The following is a 15,549-nucleotide window of genomic DNA, read 5'->3' on the forward strand; positions in this document are numbered from 1 at the left end:
CTCGATCTCATAGGCGCTGCAAAGATTGTGGCGAGCACCTGGCAAGCGTAGAGGTGAATACAACTAATGAATGCACGTACCACTTACAAAGCCAGCTAACAACTAACTCACCCCAGCAACAAACGCAGATCAACCCCACCCTCACCCAGAGGCGGACACCAGTAGAACCCCCCGCTCAAAGGCCGGCTAAACCGATACAACCCATCAACCACCCCATCCTCCATCCCGCTCATGCGCCGCAACTGCACCTCGAAGGCATCGAACGAATGGCCAAGGGCAACGAAGGCCAAGCCAGCCCCACGCTCATCAGCCCAGGCCACAGACCTGCGTACCATGAACGCCTCGGGCTCGAAACTCTCCTGCGCCGTACGCTTGACGTGCGCCGACTCCGGTGCATCCTCGAGCTCCTCGTTGTCGCTCAGGCGCCGCCCGATAATGTTGTCCTGCTCAACCTGTGGCAGCGACTTGAAGTAGTTCAGGTCATGCTTCCACAACTGGAACGCAGCAAAACTCGACCCCGCCAGGCCAGCCACGTCACCTGGCACGATGGCCGCCTCGACCGCATCCTCGTCCACCGGGTTCTCGGTGCCGTCCTCATACCCGGTCAGGTCATGCCCGCCGCGGTGCAAAAAGCCGTCGACGCTGTCCACCAGGCGCAGCGCCGGGGCCAGCAGCGCTTGCAAGGCCTGGGCGCGCAGGAACAGCTCGCCGCGCTCCTCGCCACGCAACCACAGCCACAGCGCGTGCTGGGTCGCCGGGTTTTCCACCGCCGCGTCCAGTTGCGGGAAGGCGCGCAAGCCCGGCACCTCGCGCCCCAGGGCCTTGGCCAGCGGCGAACCAATGGCCAGCAGCAAGTTGCTGCCGTCCACCTGCGCAGTCAGCCGGTCAAGCACGCCCGGCAAGTTTTCTTGCGAGTCGATGGCAAAGAACAGGTGGCGGGCGTGGGCCGGCACCGGGGTGGCAAGCAGACCTTGCTGGAACGGCATGACGGGCTAATCCTTCGGCAAAAGCGCGAATGCTACTGCGCCAGGCGCGCCACCGCAACGCAGTACAGGGCCGGTGCCGCGCGGGCTGCGGCAACAAATGGTTACTAAAGCTGGCCCATTGCGATTAGCTATCGTTTCACCGCCACCTAAACTGGCCGAGGTCCTTTGCCCGAGTAGCCGCCATGACCGCCTCACCCCTGCTCACCGCCTTTCTGCCCCTGGCCCTGGGCATCATCATGCTTGGCCTGGGGCTGTCGCTGACCCTGGCCGACTTCGCCCGGGTGGTGAAGTACCCCAAACCTGTAGTGATCGGCCTGGCCTGCCAGATCGTGCTACTGCCGCTGGTGTGCTTCTTGATCGCCAACGGCTTTGGCCTGGAGTCGGCGTTGGCGGTAGGCCTGATGCTGCTGGCCGCATCCCCCGGTGGCACTACCGCCAACCTGTTCAGCCACCTGGCCCATGGCGATGTGGCGCTGAACATTACCCTGACGGCGGTCAACTCGCTGATCGCCATCCTCACCATGCCGCTGCTGGTAAACCTGTCACTGGGCTGGTTCATGGAGTCCGGCCAGGCCATCCCGCTGCAATTTGCCAAGGTGCTGCAGGTGTTCGCCATCGTGCTGCTGCCGGTGGCACTGGGCATGCTGATCCGCCACTGGGCACCGGGCTTTGCCGGGCGCATGGAGAAACCCATGAAAATCGTCGCGGCGCTGTTTCTGGCCTTCACAATCGTGCTGGCCCTGGCCAAGGACTGGCAGACGGTGGTGGAGTACGCACCGATCGTCGGCGGTGCGGCGCTGTTGTTCAACCTGCTGAGCCTGGGGGTGGGCTACTGGGTGCCGCGGCTGCTGAATATCCCAAGGCGCCAGGCGATCGCCATCGGTATGGAGATCGGCATCCACAACGGCACCCTGGCCATCGCCCTGGCGCTGAGCCCGACCCTGCTCAACAACGCCACCATGGCAGTGCCGGCGGCGCTGTACAGCCTGATCATGTTCTTTACCGCCGCCGGGTTTGGCTGGTGGGTGAGCCGGGGGCGGCAGGCAGAAGGTACTGTGGTCCCGGAGTGATCGCGGTCTCACCCAGTGCCGGCAACAGGCCGTGCTGCCGGCGGCTGCAACGCGAAACCTACAAGGCAGCCCCGGGTGCCCGCCCCAGCGCCCGCTCATACTCCTCGCGCGCGGTCTGTTCGGTAAACTCCCCCGCCCACTTGGCCACCACCACCGTCGCCACGCTGTTGCCGATGGTGTTGCAAGCTGCCATGGCCATGGACATGAAGCGGTACACCCCGAACAGCAGCGCCAGGCCTTCGATCGGCAATACGCCGATGGCGGTTACCGTGGCAGCGAACACTACGAAGCTGCCGCCGGACACCGCCGCCGCACCCTTGGAGGTCACCAGCATGATCGCCAGAATGCCCAACTGCTGTTCCCAGCCCAACGGCACGCCGTAGGCGTTGGCGATGAACAGCACGCACATCGACATGTAGATGGAGGTGCCATCCAGGTTGAAGGCGTAGCCAGTGGGCAGCACCAGACCCACACTCTGCTTCGAGCAGCCGAAGCGTTCGAGTTTCTGCAGCAGACGTGGCAGCGCGCTCTCGGACGAGGCCGTGCCCAGCACGATGAAGATCTCGTCCTTGATGTACTTGAGGAAGCGCCAGAAGCTGAAGCCCGACAGCCGGCACACCGCCCCCAGGACAACGAACAGGAAGAAGGCCACCGCGACATAGAACATCAGCACCAGGTTGGCCAGCGACATCAACACTGCCGAGCCATTGCTGCCCACGGCGTAGGCCACCGAACCGAAGGCGCCCAGCGGAGCGAACTTCATGATCAGGTTGATGAACTCGAAGAAGCACTCCGAAACCCGGTTAAGACCATCCTCCACCACCGCCCGGCGCTCGTGCTTGAGTGCCAGCAAGGCAAAGCCGAACAGCACCGCGATTACCAGTACCTGCAGCAGCTGGCCACCGGCGAAAGCGCCGACGAAGTTGTCGGGGAAGATGTTGTAGATAAAGTCCATGGTCGAGGTCGGCGCATGGCCCTTGGCGACTGCGGCACTAGCTGCGGCCGACGCTGCGCTGCTGGCGTGGGCGCCGTGCATACCCGAACCGATGCTGATCAAATTGCCCCACAAAAGGCCCAGCGCCAGGGCCAGGGTGGACAGCAGCTCGAAATACACCAGCGCCCGCCAGCCCACCTTGCCGACCCGCTTGATGTCGCCGGCCGAAGCGATGCCATGCACCACAGTGAAGAACACCAGCGGCGCCACGGCGGTTTTGATCAGTTTGAGGAAGATATCCCCGAGCATCTTGAACTTGGCCGCAAGCTCAGGGGCGATGAAACCGAAGGCGATACCGAGCAGCATCGCCGCGATGACCTGGAAGGTCAGGTCCTTGTACAGCGGCTTTTTAGCAGTGGAGGACATGGCTGTATTCTCATTGTTCTTGTTGGAAAGCATAAGCCGGGGTCAGGCAGGGCCTGACCCCGGATGGATCAGCGGGCGACCGACCCTGCGCGAGCCAGCGCCAGGTCAACCATCTGCGGCGCCAGGCCCAGGTAGTTGGCCGGGTCGCACAGGCGCTCAAGCGTCGCCAGCTCAAGCTCGGCGGTGGCTTCACCCTGGGCCTTGAGCGCCTCGAGCAGGCTGATGCCCTGGTCGTTGGCCATGCGGCAGGCGGCGTAGACCACGTCGTGGGCCACCTGGCGGCCAAGTGCCGGGGCCAGGCCCATCATCACGGCTTCAGCGACGATCAGGCCCTGGGTCATGTCGAGGTTCTTGCGCATGCGCTCGGTGCGCACGTCCAGGCCGGCCAGCATGAAGCAGGCCTGGCCCAGCGAGGCGGCGGTCAGGGCGAAGGCCTCAGGGATGGCGATCCACTCGGCCTGCCAGGGGCCGGTGGAGCGTTCGAAGTCCTGGATCATCGCGTCGAGCATCAGCCCGGCCTGCTGGCGCACGCCCTTGGCAGCGGCGTACATCAGCTCGCAGGAAATCGGGTTGCGCTTCTGCGGCATGGTGCTGCTGGCCCCGCGCCCTTTGACGAACGGCTCGTAGGCCTCACCCAGCTCGCTGGTCATCATCATCATGATGTCCAGCGCCACCTTGCCCAGCGAGGCCGTGACCAGGCCGAGGAAGTTCAAGGTCTCGGCCAAGCCGTCGCGGGCCACGTGCCAGGTCGCCTGCGGCACGCCCAGGCCCAGTTCGTCCATCAGCGCGGCCTGCACTTCCAGGCCCTTGTCGCCCAGCGATGCCAGGGTGCCGGCGGCACCGGCGAACTGCCCCACTTCCACCCGCGGGCGCAGCTCGACCAGGCGCTCGGCGTGGCGGTCGAACATGCTCAGCCAAACCGCGCACTTGTAGCCGAAGGTGATCGGCAGCGCGTGCTGCAGGTGGGTACGGCCGGCCATTGGCGTGTCGCGGTAGCGCTTGGCAAGCTCGGCCAGCAGGCCGCGCACGGTCTGCACGTCACGCTCGACGATGGCCAGGGCGGCGCGTACCTGCAGCATCACGGCGGTGTCCATGATGTCCTGAGTGGTCGCGCCCCAGTGCACGTAGCGGCCCGCTTCGCCACACAGCTTCGACAACTGCTCCACCAGCGGCAGGATCGGGTAGCCGACGATCTCGGTCTCGTGCTGCATCAGGGCAAGGTCCAGCGACTCATAACGCGACAGCGCGGCAATCTGCACGGCAGCCTCGGCCGGGATCACGCCGCAGCGCGCTTCGGCCTTGGCCAGGGCCACTTCGACCTCGATGTAGCGCTCGATCAGCGCCTGGTCGGAGAACACCGCGCGCATTTCGGCGGTGCCGAACATGTCGCGGAACAGAGGGGAATCGAAAACGGTGGTGGACATGGGCAGGGATCCTGAAATGTTGTTATTGAGCGTACATATTTATTATGTCCGTACATAATTCTTGCCCTGCCGCTGATACACTGTCAACCGGAGAAATTGACGGGGCTGACCGAAGGTATGAACGAAGCGCGATACGCCGTGGTGGCCAGGGACCTGATGGAGGCCATCGCCAGCGGCCGCTACCCGGTAGGCAGCCTGCTGCCCACCGAATTCGAGCTGTGCGACCTGTACGAGGTGAGCCGCCACACGGTGCGCGCGGCGATCAACCAGTTGCTCAACCAGGGCATGGTGTCGCGGCGCAAGCGGGTCGGTACCCGGGTCGAGGCCGCAAGCCCCCGGGGCGGCTATTCGCAGTCGCTGGCCACGGTGGCCGACCTCGCCCACCTGGCCGAGACGCAGCAGCGGGAAATCCAGCAGGTACGCCACTTCGTCGCCGACCTGGGCGAGGCTGCGCGCCTGGGGCTGGTGCCGGGGGAGCATTACTTCTGCGTGTCGAGCATCCGTGTCGACCGCCAGCACCACACCGCCCCCTTGTGCTGGACCGACGTGTACGCCCAGCGCGACTACGCCGAGGTGATCGAAATGGCCCGCGAGCACCCCGACCAGCTGATCGCCAGCCTGATCGAGCAGCATTTCGGCCGCGCCATCGCAGTGGTGGACCAGCAGGTGCGCGCGGTGCTGCTGCCGGTGGAACTGGCCCGCGAGCTCAAGGCTGAACCGGGGTCGCCGGGCCTGAAGATCCTGCGCCATTACCGTGACGACGACGGCCAGCTGATGGCAGTATCGGAAACCGTACACCCGGATGATCGCTTCACCCTGGTGACCCAGATGCGCCGGGACAAGGCCGTCTGAACCACACACAACCCCTGTAGGAGCCGGCTTGCCGGCGATGGGGCCGGGCCTGAAAGCGTGATGTTTCGCCCAATCGCCGGCAAGCTCAACCAAGGAAGGTACCCCGCATGAAAGCACTCGACCGCCTGCTGCTCGCCAGCGGCCTGCTGATCCCCCTCTGGCTGCTGGCCGGCGTATGGCTGACCGCCCTGGCCTACCCCGGCTACGACCACCTGCAGCAGGCCATGAGCCAGCTCGGCGCCACCGGCGCCCCCACTCAAGACGTCTCCCCTTGGGTGAACAACTTCCCCCTGGCCCTGCTGTTCGCCCTGTTCGCCTGGGGCCTGGCGCGGCGCTGGCGTGAATCGAAACTGGCCAGACTCAGCGCGCTGCTGGTACTGCTGCATGGTGTCGGCAGCCTGGGCACCGGCCTGTTCGCCTGCGACCTGGGCTGCGCGCCTGCGGTGCCGTCGCTGTCGCAGCAACTGCACAACCTGAGCGGGCTGCTGATGTTCCTGTCGCTGACCCTGGCCTGCGTGCTTTGGGTACGCCTGGGCAAACGCCTGGCACACTCGCCGGGCCTGGCCTGGGGGTCGCTGCTGTGCAGCGTGCTGGCGGTAGTGACCGTGGTGCTGATGGCCCGGGCGGCGCAAAGCGGCGAACTGTTCGGCCTTTACCAGCGCCTGAACTACGGGGTTGCGGTGTTGTGGCTGGCGGCGCTGGCCTGGGTGTCGCGGCGCCCGGCCAGCCGCAACCCGCTGCACCTGGCCGTCGTCTGACGGCAAAGTGGTGGCCCCCAGGCGTTTGAAGTGAGGGCAAACTCCGTTTTCCTTCAGACGCTTAGGACAGCAACATGCGGGTATTTCTAGCAAGCGTAGCCGGCTGCCTGCTGGCCGTTGCCAGCCTCCAGGCCCAAGCCCGGGCCCTGAGCCAGAACGAACGACAAGTGTGCGGCTGGGGCTCGCAGATCGCCGCCGAGGCCCAGCAGGCCAAGCTTTCCGGGGTTACCCTGTACGCCACGCGCAAGAAGCTGCAGGCCCGCAAGTTCGCCAAGCCCTGGATGCGCATGACCGCCTTCGGCATTACCGAGCAGACCTACAACAGCCGCTCGCGGCTGAAGCCGGCGGCGATCAAGCAGACCTATTATGAGCAATGTGCCCAACATGCCGTCGCAAAGCGCTAAATCCTTATAGATCAATACCTTACAAACAACAAATGAAGCGATTTATCCGCAATGAGCAACCGCAAACCGTTCCGGATAAATCGTTATAAATCAGATACCTATCTGGCATACCTAAAGCATTGTCGATCTTGGTTTCGCCATGGGGCACCATCCGCGAAACAGGCCTCCAACCACCCCTTGAACGCGCGCATCGCCGCCGTATTCAAACGTGCCGATGGCCGCACTAGGTAAACCCCCGCCGCCACATCCAGCTGCCAGTCCGGCAACACCCGCACCAGCCGACCCGCCTTCAGGTCCTCAACCATCAACCAATCGCCGCCGACCAAAATCCCCACCCCTCGCCGCGCCGCCTCCAGCAGCGCCTCGTTGTCGTTGCCACGCAGGCTGCCGCTGACCTTGACGCGGGCCTCACGGCCTTGCGCGGTCAGCCGCCATTCGGGGTACGAGCGCAACCCGCTGAAGCCCAGGCAGTTGTGGCTGGCAAGGTCGGCCGGAAGCTCTGGGGTGCCATGCCGGGCCAGGTAACCGGGCGCAGCGCAAAGAATGCGCAGGTGCTCGCACAGCTTGCTGGCCACCAGGCGGTTGTCGGCCAGCTCGCCGATGCGGATGGCGGCATCGAAGCCTTCGCCCACCAGGTCGACGAAACGGTCGGCGTACTCGGCCTCCACCGTTACCTGCGGGTGGGCCAGCACGAAGTCGGCCACCAGCCCGCTGAGCCAGCGCCGGCCCATGGCCGCCGGCAGCGCCAGGCGCAGGCGGCCACGCACATGGGCGGCGCCCTGGGCGGCCTCCTGTTCGGCCTCGTCGATCAGCCGGCTGGCCTGGCGCAAGCGCTCTACCAGCCGCTCGCCCTCGTCAGTGAAGCGCAACTGGCGGGTGGTGCGCTCCACCAGGCGGATGCCCAGGCGTTGCTCCAGGGCACCCAGCCGGCGCGACAGCACTGAAGGGTGGCGTTCCAGCTGGCGCCCGGCAGCGGCGAACGAGCCCTGTTCGTGCAGGGCCAGCAAGGTGGCGAGCTCGTCGGCTCGGCGGCTGTCGAAGGGGTCCATGGCGCGGCTCGTGTGGTTCAGGGGGTAAGAATCAGCGCGCCCTCCGAGCGGCCCTGCTCCAGGTCCTCATGGGCCTGGGCCACTTCGGCCAATGGGTAGCGGCGCCAGATCCGCGCCTGGATGATACCCGCCTGCAACGCGGCCAGCACATCTGCAGCCCTGGCCTGGTACTCCTCGTCGGTGCGTGTGTGGGCGGCCAGCGAGGGGCGGGTCACATACAGCGAGCCCTTGGCATTCAGGGTGCCTACCTCGATGGGCGCGGGCGCACCCGAAGTGGCACCGAACGACACCAGCAGGCCCCGGGGCCGCAGGCTGTCCAGCGATGCCTCAAGCGATACCCGGCCGACGCTGTCGTAAACCACATCGACGCCCTGCCCGCCGGTCAGCTCACGCACCTCGCCAGCCAAAGTGGCAGCGTCGAACACCAGCACATGGTCGCAACCGGCCGCTTGCGCCCGTGCCACGCTCTGAGCGCGCGACACCACGCCGATGACCGTGGCCCCCAGGTGCTTGGCCCAGGGCACCATGAGCTGCCCCAAGGCACCGCCTGCGCCGTAGATCAGCACCCGGGTGCCTGGGCCGACCGGGTAGGTGCTGGTCAGCAGATACTGCGCGGTGATGCCCTTGAACAGTACCGCGGCGGCTTGTTCGTCGCTCACGCCTGCCGGCAGCTTGACCAGGCGTTGCGCCGGGTACAGCCTGCCGCTGGCATACCCGCCCACCGGGCCGGTGGCATAGCCCACCCGGTCGCCGACCTGCACGTTGCTGACCCCGGCCCCCACCGCCGTCACCCGCCCGGCGCCCTCCAGGCCCAGCCCGCCGGGCAACGGCAGCGGGGCACCGCCCTTGCGCTGCAACACATCCAGCGGGTTGACGCCGATGGCCGTCTGCTCGAGCCAGACCTCCCCAGGGCCGGGTTGCTGAACGGGGACATCCTGCAGTTGCAGCACTTCGCTGCCACCGCTTCGTTGCAGCACGATTCGCTTGGCCATGCTCGTTTCCTCGAATAGTTGCAAAGGTGTGCCAGCCTAGGTTGCTGCACAGAATCGAACAATCAGCCCTGCTGCAGATCATTCGTGCACCCGGCGCAGCAAGCAAAACCATCCCGTCGCCCAAGAAAATCTTTGTTGCCTGCCACATGCGTGATACCGACACTCGAGCCACGCCCACCAGACGACAGGCTTGCCCGGCAAGCCTTCTGGCCCAACAGGTAAAGCCATGCACAACAACCAAGCCTGTAGCGCCCCTGCCCCATCCCTGCTGCTGCCCACCGCCCTTAGCGTTTGAGCCTGAGCTCGCTGGTGGTGTTGGGCGGGGTGGGTTGGCGTTGTTGCCCAGGCGTGGGTAAGAGCGGCCCCGGGATCTTGGCATCATGCAAAATCGCCGGGGCTGCTGCGCAGCCCCTTCGCGGCACAAGGCCGCTCCTACAGGGGCGCGCATGGCCTTCAGGCTGCGCTGTACCTGTAGGAGCCGACTTGCCGGCAATTGAGCCCTCAGCAGCCGCTCAAGGCCGGCGCCTTGCGCTCACCGGCAAAGAACAGCGGGCGCAGGCGCACACCGATCAGGTTGCCGGCATAGGCCGCCACCAACCACAACCAGCCATGCACGCTGCCCGAGGCAATGCCGCTGAAGTACGCGCCAATGTTGCAGCCATAGGCCAGGCGCGACCCGTAGCCCAGCAGCAGGCCGCCGATCACCGCCGCGACCAGCGACGGCAGCGGGATTTTCAGGCTCGGCGCAAAGCGCCCGGCCAGCCCGGCGGCCAGCAGCGCGCCCAGCACGATACCGATATCCATCACCGTGGTGATGTCCTGCCACAGCGGCGCAGCCAACGCCCTGGCGTTGGCCGGGGCCTGCCAGAACACCCAGCTGCCCACATCCACGCCCAGGCCGTTCAAGGTCTTGGCGCCCCACAGGGCGAACGCTGAGGTAATGCCCCAAGGCCGCCCGGCCAAAGCCAGGGTGGCGTAGTTCAGCAGCGCCAGGGCGATGGCGCCCCACAGCAACGGCCATGGCCCGCGCAGGAAGCGGCGCAGCCCCTGGTGCTCGCTGCTCACCGGCGCTTCAAGGCCGCCATGGCGGCGTTTTTCCAGCACCACCGTGGCCCAGGCGATCAGCCCGAATACCGCAAGGCTTACCAGCAACGCCGGGGCAAGGCCCCAGGCCTGCACGATGGAGGTGGCCGGGAACGATGGCAGGGCAAACCACCAGTCGGCATGCTGGGTAGCGGTGACCGAACCGATGATGAAGAACAGCAAGGTCACCAGCATGCGCGCATTGCCGCCGCCCACGGTGAACAACGTGCCCGAGGCGCAACCGCCGCCAAGCTGCATGCCGATGCCGAAGATGAACGCGCCGAACACCACCGACACGCCCGCCGGCGCCACCAGCCCGCTGACCGGATTGCCGAACAGGTTGCCGGCCGCCAGGGCCGGGAAGAACAGCAGCACGGCCAGCGCCAGCATGACCATCTGCGCACGCAGCCCGGCGCCGCGGCGCTCGTTGATGAACACCCGCCAGGCAGAGGTAAAGCCAAACGCGGCGTGGTAGAGGGTCAGGCCCAGAGCGGCGCCGACCACAAGCAGCAGCACCTGCTTGAAGCCTGCGTTGAGGTTGAGGAACCAGGCCCCTGCCAGCAGCAGGGCCAGGGCGATCAGCGGCGCGCCAAGGCGGCGCGGCTGGGGTGTGGCGGTAGCGCAAAGACCCATTGGGATACTCGGATAACAGTCAAACGGGGACGCGAGTATACCCCCCCTGCAAGCACTCTGTGGTCCGCCTCGACACTGTCAACGTGCTACCATGCCCGCCGCAAACAGGACGCTCCACCGCCTCGACAAGGAAAGCCGCGCGTGTACACCCCTTCGCCCCGCCCTGCCCGTTCCCTCCGCCAGCCGGGTAACGCCCGATGATCGCCGCCCTGCTGCGCGGCGCCGCGCACTCTGCCCAAAGCTCGCCCTGGCAATGGCTGGCCCGTGCCCTGTGGGGCGGCAGCCTGCCGCTGACCCGCGCCCAGGGCGTGTGGCTGGCGCGGCTGATGCTGCTGCCAACCCTGGCCTGGCTGGTGTTCGCCCTGGCTTACCTGGCACAACTGGCCGACCTGCCCGGTACCCTCGCACCCCATGCGCGCCTGCAACAGGTAGCCGAACATGGCCAGTGGCTGGGCGGCACGGCGCTGACCTTGCTGGTGCTAAGTTGCCTGCTGCGCAAGGGCATGCGCCTGCGCTGGGGCGTCGGGCGCACCTTGCTGTGGGGGCTGATCAGCTGCAGCACCGGCCTGTACCTGGGCTACCACAGCCAGCGCCTGCTGCTGGACAACCTGGTGCACAGCGCAAGCCCCGCCCAGCAGGCCCAGGCCGCCTATGGCATCCCCCTGCTCAACCGCCTGCTCGAGCACGACCTGCAACTGGACGGCCAACGGGCCACGCCTGCGCAACTGGCCGCCCCGGAAGGCAAGCTGCGCCTGGCCGGCCTGGCGCTGCAACTGCCCTACCTGTCACCGCTGCCGGCTATCGACGGCCTGACCCCGCAGGGGTTCTTCGAGCAGCTTGCCGACCAGCAGCGCGGCGGCCTTGCGCGCAACTACGAGCGCTACCGCCAGGCCACCGCCCGCCAGGAAGACAACTACCGCCAGTACCGCCGCGCCAGCCAGTTCTACTTCGGCGCCACCAGCCGCCTGGCGATAATCCAGCGTCAGGGCCAGGCCTGGGACGACTACCTGCGCCTGCTCGGCCAGCGCGGGCGCAACATCAACCCCTGGACCCTGCCGGCCAGCGAGTGGCAATCGGTGCGCCACGTACTGCGTGAACAGATGAACGTGCCGGTGAACGACATGTGGCGCCCCGACGACCGCCCGGGCTTCAACCGTGCGGTGGCCGGCCAGGTGCGCCGCGATGCGCACAACCAGTACGCCGAGATGATCCAGCAGCGTATCGGCGCCGGCTGGATCGAGCCCGGCATGGACCGCCCGATGTTCCTTGGCGTGGACGCCATCCAGGCGCAGTGGCGCCAGGACCTGGACTTGCCCGCCGGCATCACCCTGTACGCCTACCAGACCGAGCAGGCCTTCGACAGCAGTGCCTACCAGCCGGCGCTGCAGCATGATGCAAGGGAGATGATCAAGCGCCGCGTAGCCCACGCCGACGACCTGTCGACCCTTGGCGCCGACAGCTACCGCGACCTGGTCACCCCGGCAGTGAGCCTGCTGCTGGTGCTGTGCGGCGTGGCGCTGCACCTGTTCCGCGCGCTGGCCTACCTGCTGCGCCTGCTGCAACCACAGCCGTTGAGCCTGTACCTGAAGCTGCTGGTGGCCTATGCGCTGCTGTTGGGCAGCTTGCCGCTGCTGGCGGGCAAGGCGCAGGTGGGGGGCTTTGCGGGTGGCGAGCTGCCGGGCTGGACCCTGCCCTGGGCCAGCCGCGCGGTGGACTGGGCGGCGCCGTTGCAGGGGCGGTTGTATCCGCTGGGGAACGGCATTGCCGAGCACTGGCTGGGCCAGCCCACGCGTTGATACCCTGCCAAGATCACTGTAGGGGCCGGCTTGCCGGCGATCACCGGCGCAGCCGGTGCCATGGGTTGCCTGTTCAGACGCCAGCGCCGGCAAGCCGGCGCCTACAGGCACGGCGCAAGCCTGAAGGTCATGAGATCCCTGTAGGAGCGGGCTTGCCCGCGAACACCGGCGCAGCCGTTGCCATGCACCGCGTCGTATCATTCGCGGGTGAACCCGCTCCCACTGTGATCCAGGCCCCCAGCGCCATTTGCGCGGTGCTCAACGCTTGCGCGCTACCACCCCAAAAGCCATATCGCCGATGTAGACCCCCGGCGTTTCACGCCGCTCGGCATCCAGGCGCGCCTGCAACGTCCCGATCCCCACCTGCCGCTCCGTGGCCACACCGTGGGCGATGATCCGCGGCAGGCAGGCGCGGATGATCTCACCCAGGGCGTAGGGCATGTCGGGAGTCTGCAGCAGCGCCTCGGCGCGCAGGTCTTCGACCGCGAGCCCGGCCTCGCTGAAAATGCGCTGCAGGTTGAAACCGATATGCAGGTCGGCGCCTTCGTGGGCAAGCATGCGCTGCAACCACAGCTGGGCCTTGCGGTGCAGCGGGAACGGCACCAGGCTGGCTGGCGTGAGGGTGCTGTCGTGCTCCTGGAACACCATCACCCCGCCCGGTAGCAGCAGCTTGCCCAGGGCGCGCACCGCTTTCACCGCATCCGGTTGGTACATCAGCACTCGGCGCCCGACGATGGCGTCGAACAACCCAAGGCTGGCTGGCAGCGTGTGCAGGTCACAGGCGATGAACTCGGGGTGCGCGGCGCCTTTGGGCATCGGGCGCTCACGGGCCAGAGCCAGTGCGGCTTCGGCCTGATCGATACCCACCACTGCGCCGTCCTGCTCCACCAGCCGGGCCAGCAAGCAACTGACCTCGCCGCTGCCGCAGCCGACATCGAGCACGCGCATGCCGGGGCCGATCTGCGCGTCCTGCAGCAGGCGCGTGGTGAAGTCCGTTTTCGACAGTGGCATGCCGTGCTCCTTCGCCAGGAAGCGCCAGTGTGCCGAGGGTGTGGGGTTGGGCACAAGGGTGGGGTTGGCGGCTATTGGTTGCGTGGGAGCGGGCTTGCCCCGCGATACCGGCGCAGCCGGTGCCATCGAATCGCGGGGCAAGCCCGCTCCCACAGATTGCAGCAAGGCTGCAGTGCCACCTCAGTCCAGCGTCACCTGGAACGCCATGCGCTTCTGGCAATCGTCCGGCGCTTCATCGTGCAGGCGCTGGGCCAGCTTGCAGTTCTGCGCGATGTACTCCACCCGCTCGCCGTTCAGGTGCTCGCCGGTGAAGCGCTCGTCGAACAGCTCCTTGACCTGCGGGTCGACCGACGCCGCGCGGTAGTAGCCGTCCTGGGGCAGCCCGGTGCGGTAGTACACCAGCTCGCCGATACGCGCCGAGGTCAGCTGGGTCAGGCAGCTCAGGCGCACCAGCGGCGCCTCGCGGCCACCCTCCTCGCTGTCCACCCGCGCGGCGCAATACTGGTCGCGGAACGACTGCCAGGCCCGCTGCACCGCCTTGATGCCGCTGCGCTGGTCGGGCAGGTCGCGCTGGGCTGCCCAGAACTGCTCGCCCAGCACGCGGTCGGCCTGCTTGTATTGGGCGTTCATGCAGGCGGTGATGCCGGCGGTGCTGAAGTCATCGGGGTTGCAGGCCAGGGCGCTGCCGGCTGCCAGCAGTGCGGCGCCAGCCAGGGCGATGGCAAGGGGGCGTTTCATGCAATACATCTGGGCAAAGTCCTTTTCGAATGTGTCTGCCAGGTCACGGCGCCCAGCAACGGGGCGCCGGCCTCACTTGAAGGTATCCAGGTAGCCCTTGATCAGGGCGGCGTTCTGGTAGGGGAAGCTGCTCGGCTCATAGTCACCCCTGCCATCCAGGCCGCTGGAACCCGGGGCCAGGCGCACCGCCTGGTTTTCTTCCAGGGTGCCGTTGCCATCGTGCTGGTAGGCATGGATTTCATAGTACGTACCGGCAGTGCCGATGCCTGCGTGGTTGACCTGCCACGACACAAGCACCACCACGTGCGGCTCACCCTTGATGCGGTGGTAGAACAGAGTCTCGACTGTGGGTGGCCCGCCTTCGTTGCTGTAACTGGCCACCAGCGAGCGCATCTGCCCACCGGTGCCTTCGCTATGGTCCACCATCAGCGCCACCGGGTAGCGCTCATCGCCGGTCTGCAACACCGAGAGCCGGCTGGCCTCGAGCACGCCCATGGCGAAGGGCCCCATGGCGACCTCGAAGTTTTCATTGCCCAGCAACCGGCTCAGGTAGCCGGGTTCGTATGGCTGAAATTCCAGCTGCTCATTTTTGTCGGCGACTTCCAGCCAGGCCGGCTGTTGCAGGTTGTCGGCTGCATACACCATATACACATTGCGGCCGACCAAGCCGTAACGGGCCTTGGCCGAATTGATGGTCAGCCGGGGGATTTCGGTTTCAAGCTCAGGCCTGCCCAGGTATTCGCGCCGCACCTCGGCGCCCTCCCATCGGGCTTCGGTCACCCACGACAGCTGCAGCTTTGCGGCAGGCCGCAGCTCGACAGGGTCCACCTCGGCATACCAGCGCACGGTGTATTCGCTGGCCAAGTCGGGGAACTGCTCATCGAGCACCCGCCCCAGCCCGCACACCGCTCTCTGCAAGAAGGCGCCGTTGCGCCCGCTGCGGGTGCTGAGGTACACACAGTCGACCTTCATCACCGACGCTTCAAGATATAGCGTCACCACCGCCCGGTAAGGCACGCCGACTGTAGTGTTCTGGTACTCCAGCGCAGGCTGGCCGTTGAAGCGCAGCAGCGCACCGGTGTTCTGCCCTTGTTGCGTGAAGATGCCGGGCACTTCGATGCGCTGCCCGCCTTCTTTCGCCACGAAGCTCAGCGCGCCGCTGCCGGGCTCTTCACGGTAGGTGCCCTGCCAGTTTTGCAGCTCATTGGCGCCAGCCGGTGCGGTGGCCGCAAGAGCCAACAAAGCGGGCACAGCACTGCGCAAGATTGCGCGTAACCTGCGCTTGATCGTGACACCCTGGGTGACGGCTGTAGCGGCGTTGCGGTTGATCAGCATGTGCTCGACTCGAATCCTTTCTGTCGTACGGCGGGCCATGATAGCACTGTGCCTTTTT

The 15,549-nt window shown here is 66.4% G+C and carries 14 protein-coding genes; 5 read left to right on the top strand and 9 right to left on the bottom strand.

Going from position 1 to position 15,549, the window contains the following annotated elements:
* Positions 1-107: 107 nt before the first annotated feature.
* Positions 108-986: a Dyp-type peroxidase gene (locus tag KSS93_RS17735; RefSeq protein ID WP_217885280.1), complete on the bottom strand. Its 879-nt coding sequence runs from the start codon at positions 984-986 to the stop codon at positions 108-110.
* Positions 987-1,168: 182 nt separating this feature from the next.
* On the opposite strand from KSS93_RS17735, the gene KSS93_RS17740 reads away from it, so the two are divergent.
* Positions 1,169-2,056: a bile acid:sodium symporter family protein gene (locus KSS93_RS17740; protein ID WP_217885281.1), complete on the top strand. Its 888-nt coding sequence runs from the start codon at positions 1,169-1,171 to the stop codon at positions 2,054-2,056.
* Positions 2,057-2,114: 58 nt separating this feature from the next.
* Here the strand turns inward: KSS93_RS17740 and KSS93_RS17745 are convergent, their stop codons facing one another.
* Together KSS93_RS17745 and KSS93_RS17750 are read right to left on the bottom strand one after the other, a co-directional pair.
* On the bottom strand, positions 2,115-3,416 hold the full coding sequence (locus tag KSS93_RS17745) for a cation:dicarboxylate symporter family transporter (protein ID WP_217885282.1): 1,302 nt from the start codon (positions 3,414-3,416) through the stop codon (positions 2,115-2,117).
* Positions 3,417-3,484: 68 nt separating this feature from the next.
* Positions 3,485-4,840: a class-II fumarase/aspartase family protein gene (locus tag KSS93_RS17750; RefSeq protein WP_217885283.1), complete on the bottom strand. Its 1,356-nt coding sequence runs from the start codon at positions 4,838-4,840 to the stop codon at positions 3,485-3,487.
* 117 nt (positions 4,841-4,957) lie between these two features.
* Here KSS93_RS17750 and KSS93_RS17755 point away from each other — a divergent pair, with 117 nt between their 5' ends.
* The 3 genes from KSS93_RS17755 (at position 4,958) to KSS93_RS17765 (ending at position 6,854) form a co-directional block, all read left to right on the top strand.
* Complete coding sequence (locus KSS93_RS17755; protein WP_217885284.1) at positions 4,958-5,692, top strand: GntR family transcriptional regulator; 735 nt, start codon at positions 4,958-4,960, stop codon at positions 5,690-5,692.
* Positions 5,693-5,799: 107 nt separating this feature from the next.
* Positions 5,800-6,450: a DUF998 domain-containing protein gene (locus tag KSS93_RS17760; protein WP_217885285.1), complete on the top strand. Its 651-nt coding sequence runs from the start codon at positions 5,800-5,802 to the stop codon at positions 6,448-6,450.
* Between the two features lie 74 nt (positions 6,451-6,524).
* On the top strand, positions 6,525-6,854 hold the full coding sequence (locus KSS93_RS17765; protein ID WP_217838774.1) for a hypothetical protein: 330 nt from the start codon (positions 6,525-6,527) through the stop codon (positions 6,852-6,854).
* A 98-nt stretch (positions 6,855-6,952) separates the two neighbouring features.
* Here the strand turns inward: KSS93_RS17765 and KSS93_RS17770 are convergent, their stop codons facing one another.
* The 3 genes from KSS93_RS17770 to KSS93_RS17780 all read right to left on the bottom strand — a co-directional run bounded on the left by KSS93_RS17770 (position 6,953) and on the right by KSS93_RS17780 (position 10,611).
* Positions 6,953-7,903: a LysR family transcriptional regulator gene (locus KSS93_RS17770; protein ID WP_217885286.1), complete on the bottom strand. Its 951-nt coding sequence runs from the start codon at positions 7,901-7,903 to the stop codon at positions 6,953-6,955.
* Between the two features lie 17 nt (positions 7,904-7,920).
* Complete coding sequence (locus KSS93_RS17775) at positions 7,921-8,895, bottom strand: quinone oxidoreductase family protein (RefSeq protein WP_217885287.1); 975 nt, start codon at positions 8,893-8,895, stop codon at positions 7,921-7,923.
* Positions 8,896-9,396: 501 nt separating this feature from the next.
* Positions 9,397-10,611 carry a YeeE/YedE family protein gene (locus tag KSS93_RS17780; RefSeq protein ID WP_217885288.1) on the bottom strand — a complete coding sequence of 405 codons (1,215 nt, stop codon included), beginning with the start codon at positions 10,609-10,611 and terminating at the stop codon, positions 9,397-9,399.
* 197 nt (positions 10,612-10,808) lie between these two features.
* On the opposite strand from KSS93_RS17780, the gene KSS93_RS17785 reads away from it, so the two are divergent.
* A complete protein-coding gene (locus KSS93_RS17785; RefSeq protein WP_217885289.1) occupies positions 10,809-12,407 on the top strand; it encodes a hypothetical protein in 1,599 nt (532 codons plus the stop codon).
* A gap of 258 nt (positions 12,408-12,665) precedes the next feature.
* Here the strand turns inward: KSS93_RS17785 and KSS93_RS17790 are convergent, their stop codons facing one another.
* From KSS93_RS17790 to KSS93_RS17800, 3 genes are all read right to left on the bottom strand, one after another.
* Entirely contained in the window at positions 12,666-13,418 is a 753-nt protein-coding gene (locus tag KSS93_RS17790; RefSeq protein ID WP_217885290.1) for a methyltransferase domain-containing protein, read from the bottom strand.
* Positions 13,419-13,598: 180 nt separating this feature from the next.
* Positions 13,599-14,156, bottom strand: coding sequence for a lysozyme inhibitor LprI family protein (locus KSS93_RS17795; protein ID WP_217885291.1), 558 nt, complete (start codon positions 14,154-14,156; stop codon positions 13,599-13,601).
* Positions 14,157-14,228: 72 nt separating this feature from the next.
* Entirely contained in the window at positions 14,229-15,491 is a 1,263-nt protein-coding gene (locus KSS93_RS17800) for a hypothetical protein (protein ID WP_217885292.1), read from the bottom strand.
* Positions 15,492-15,549 lie beyond the last annotated feature (58 nt).

Source organism: Pseudomonas xanthosomatis, assembly GCF_019139835.1.
In the GTDB taxonomy this organism is placed as follows: domain Bacteria; phylum Pseudomonadota; class Gammaproteobacteria; order Pseudomonadales; family Pseudomonadaceae; genus Aquipseudomonas; species Aquipseudomonas fakonensis.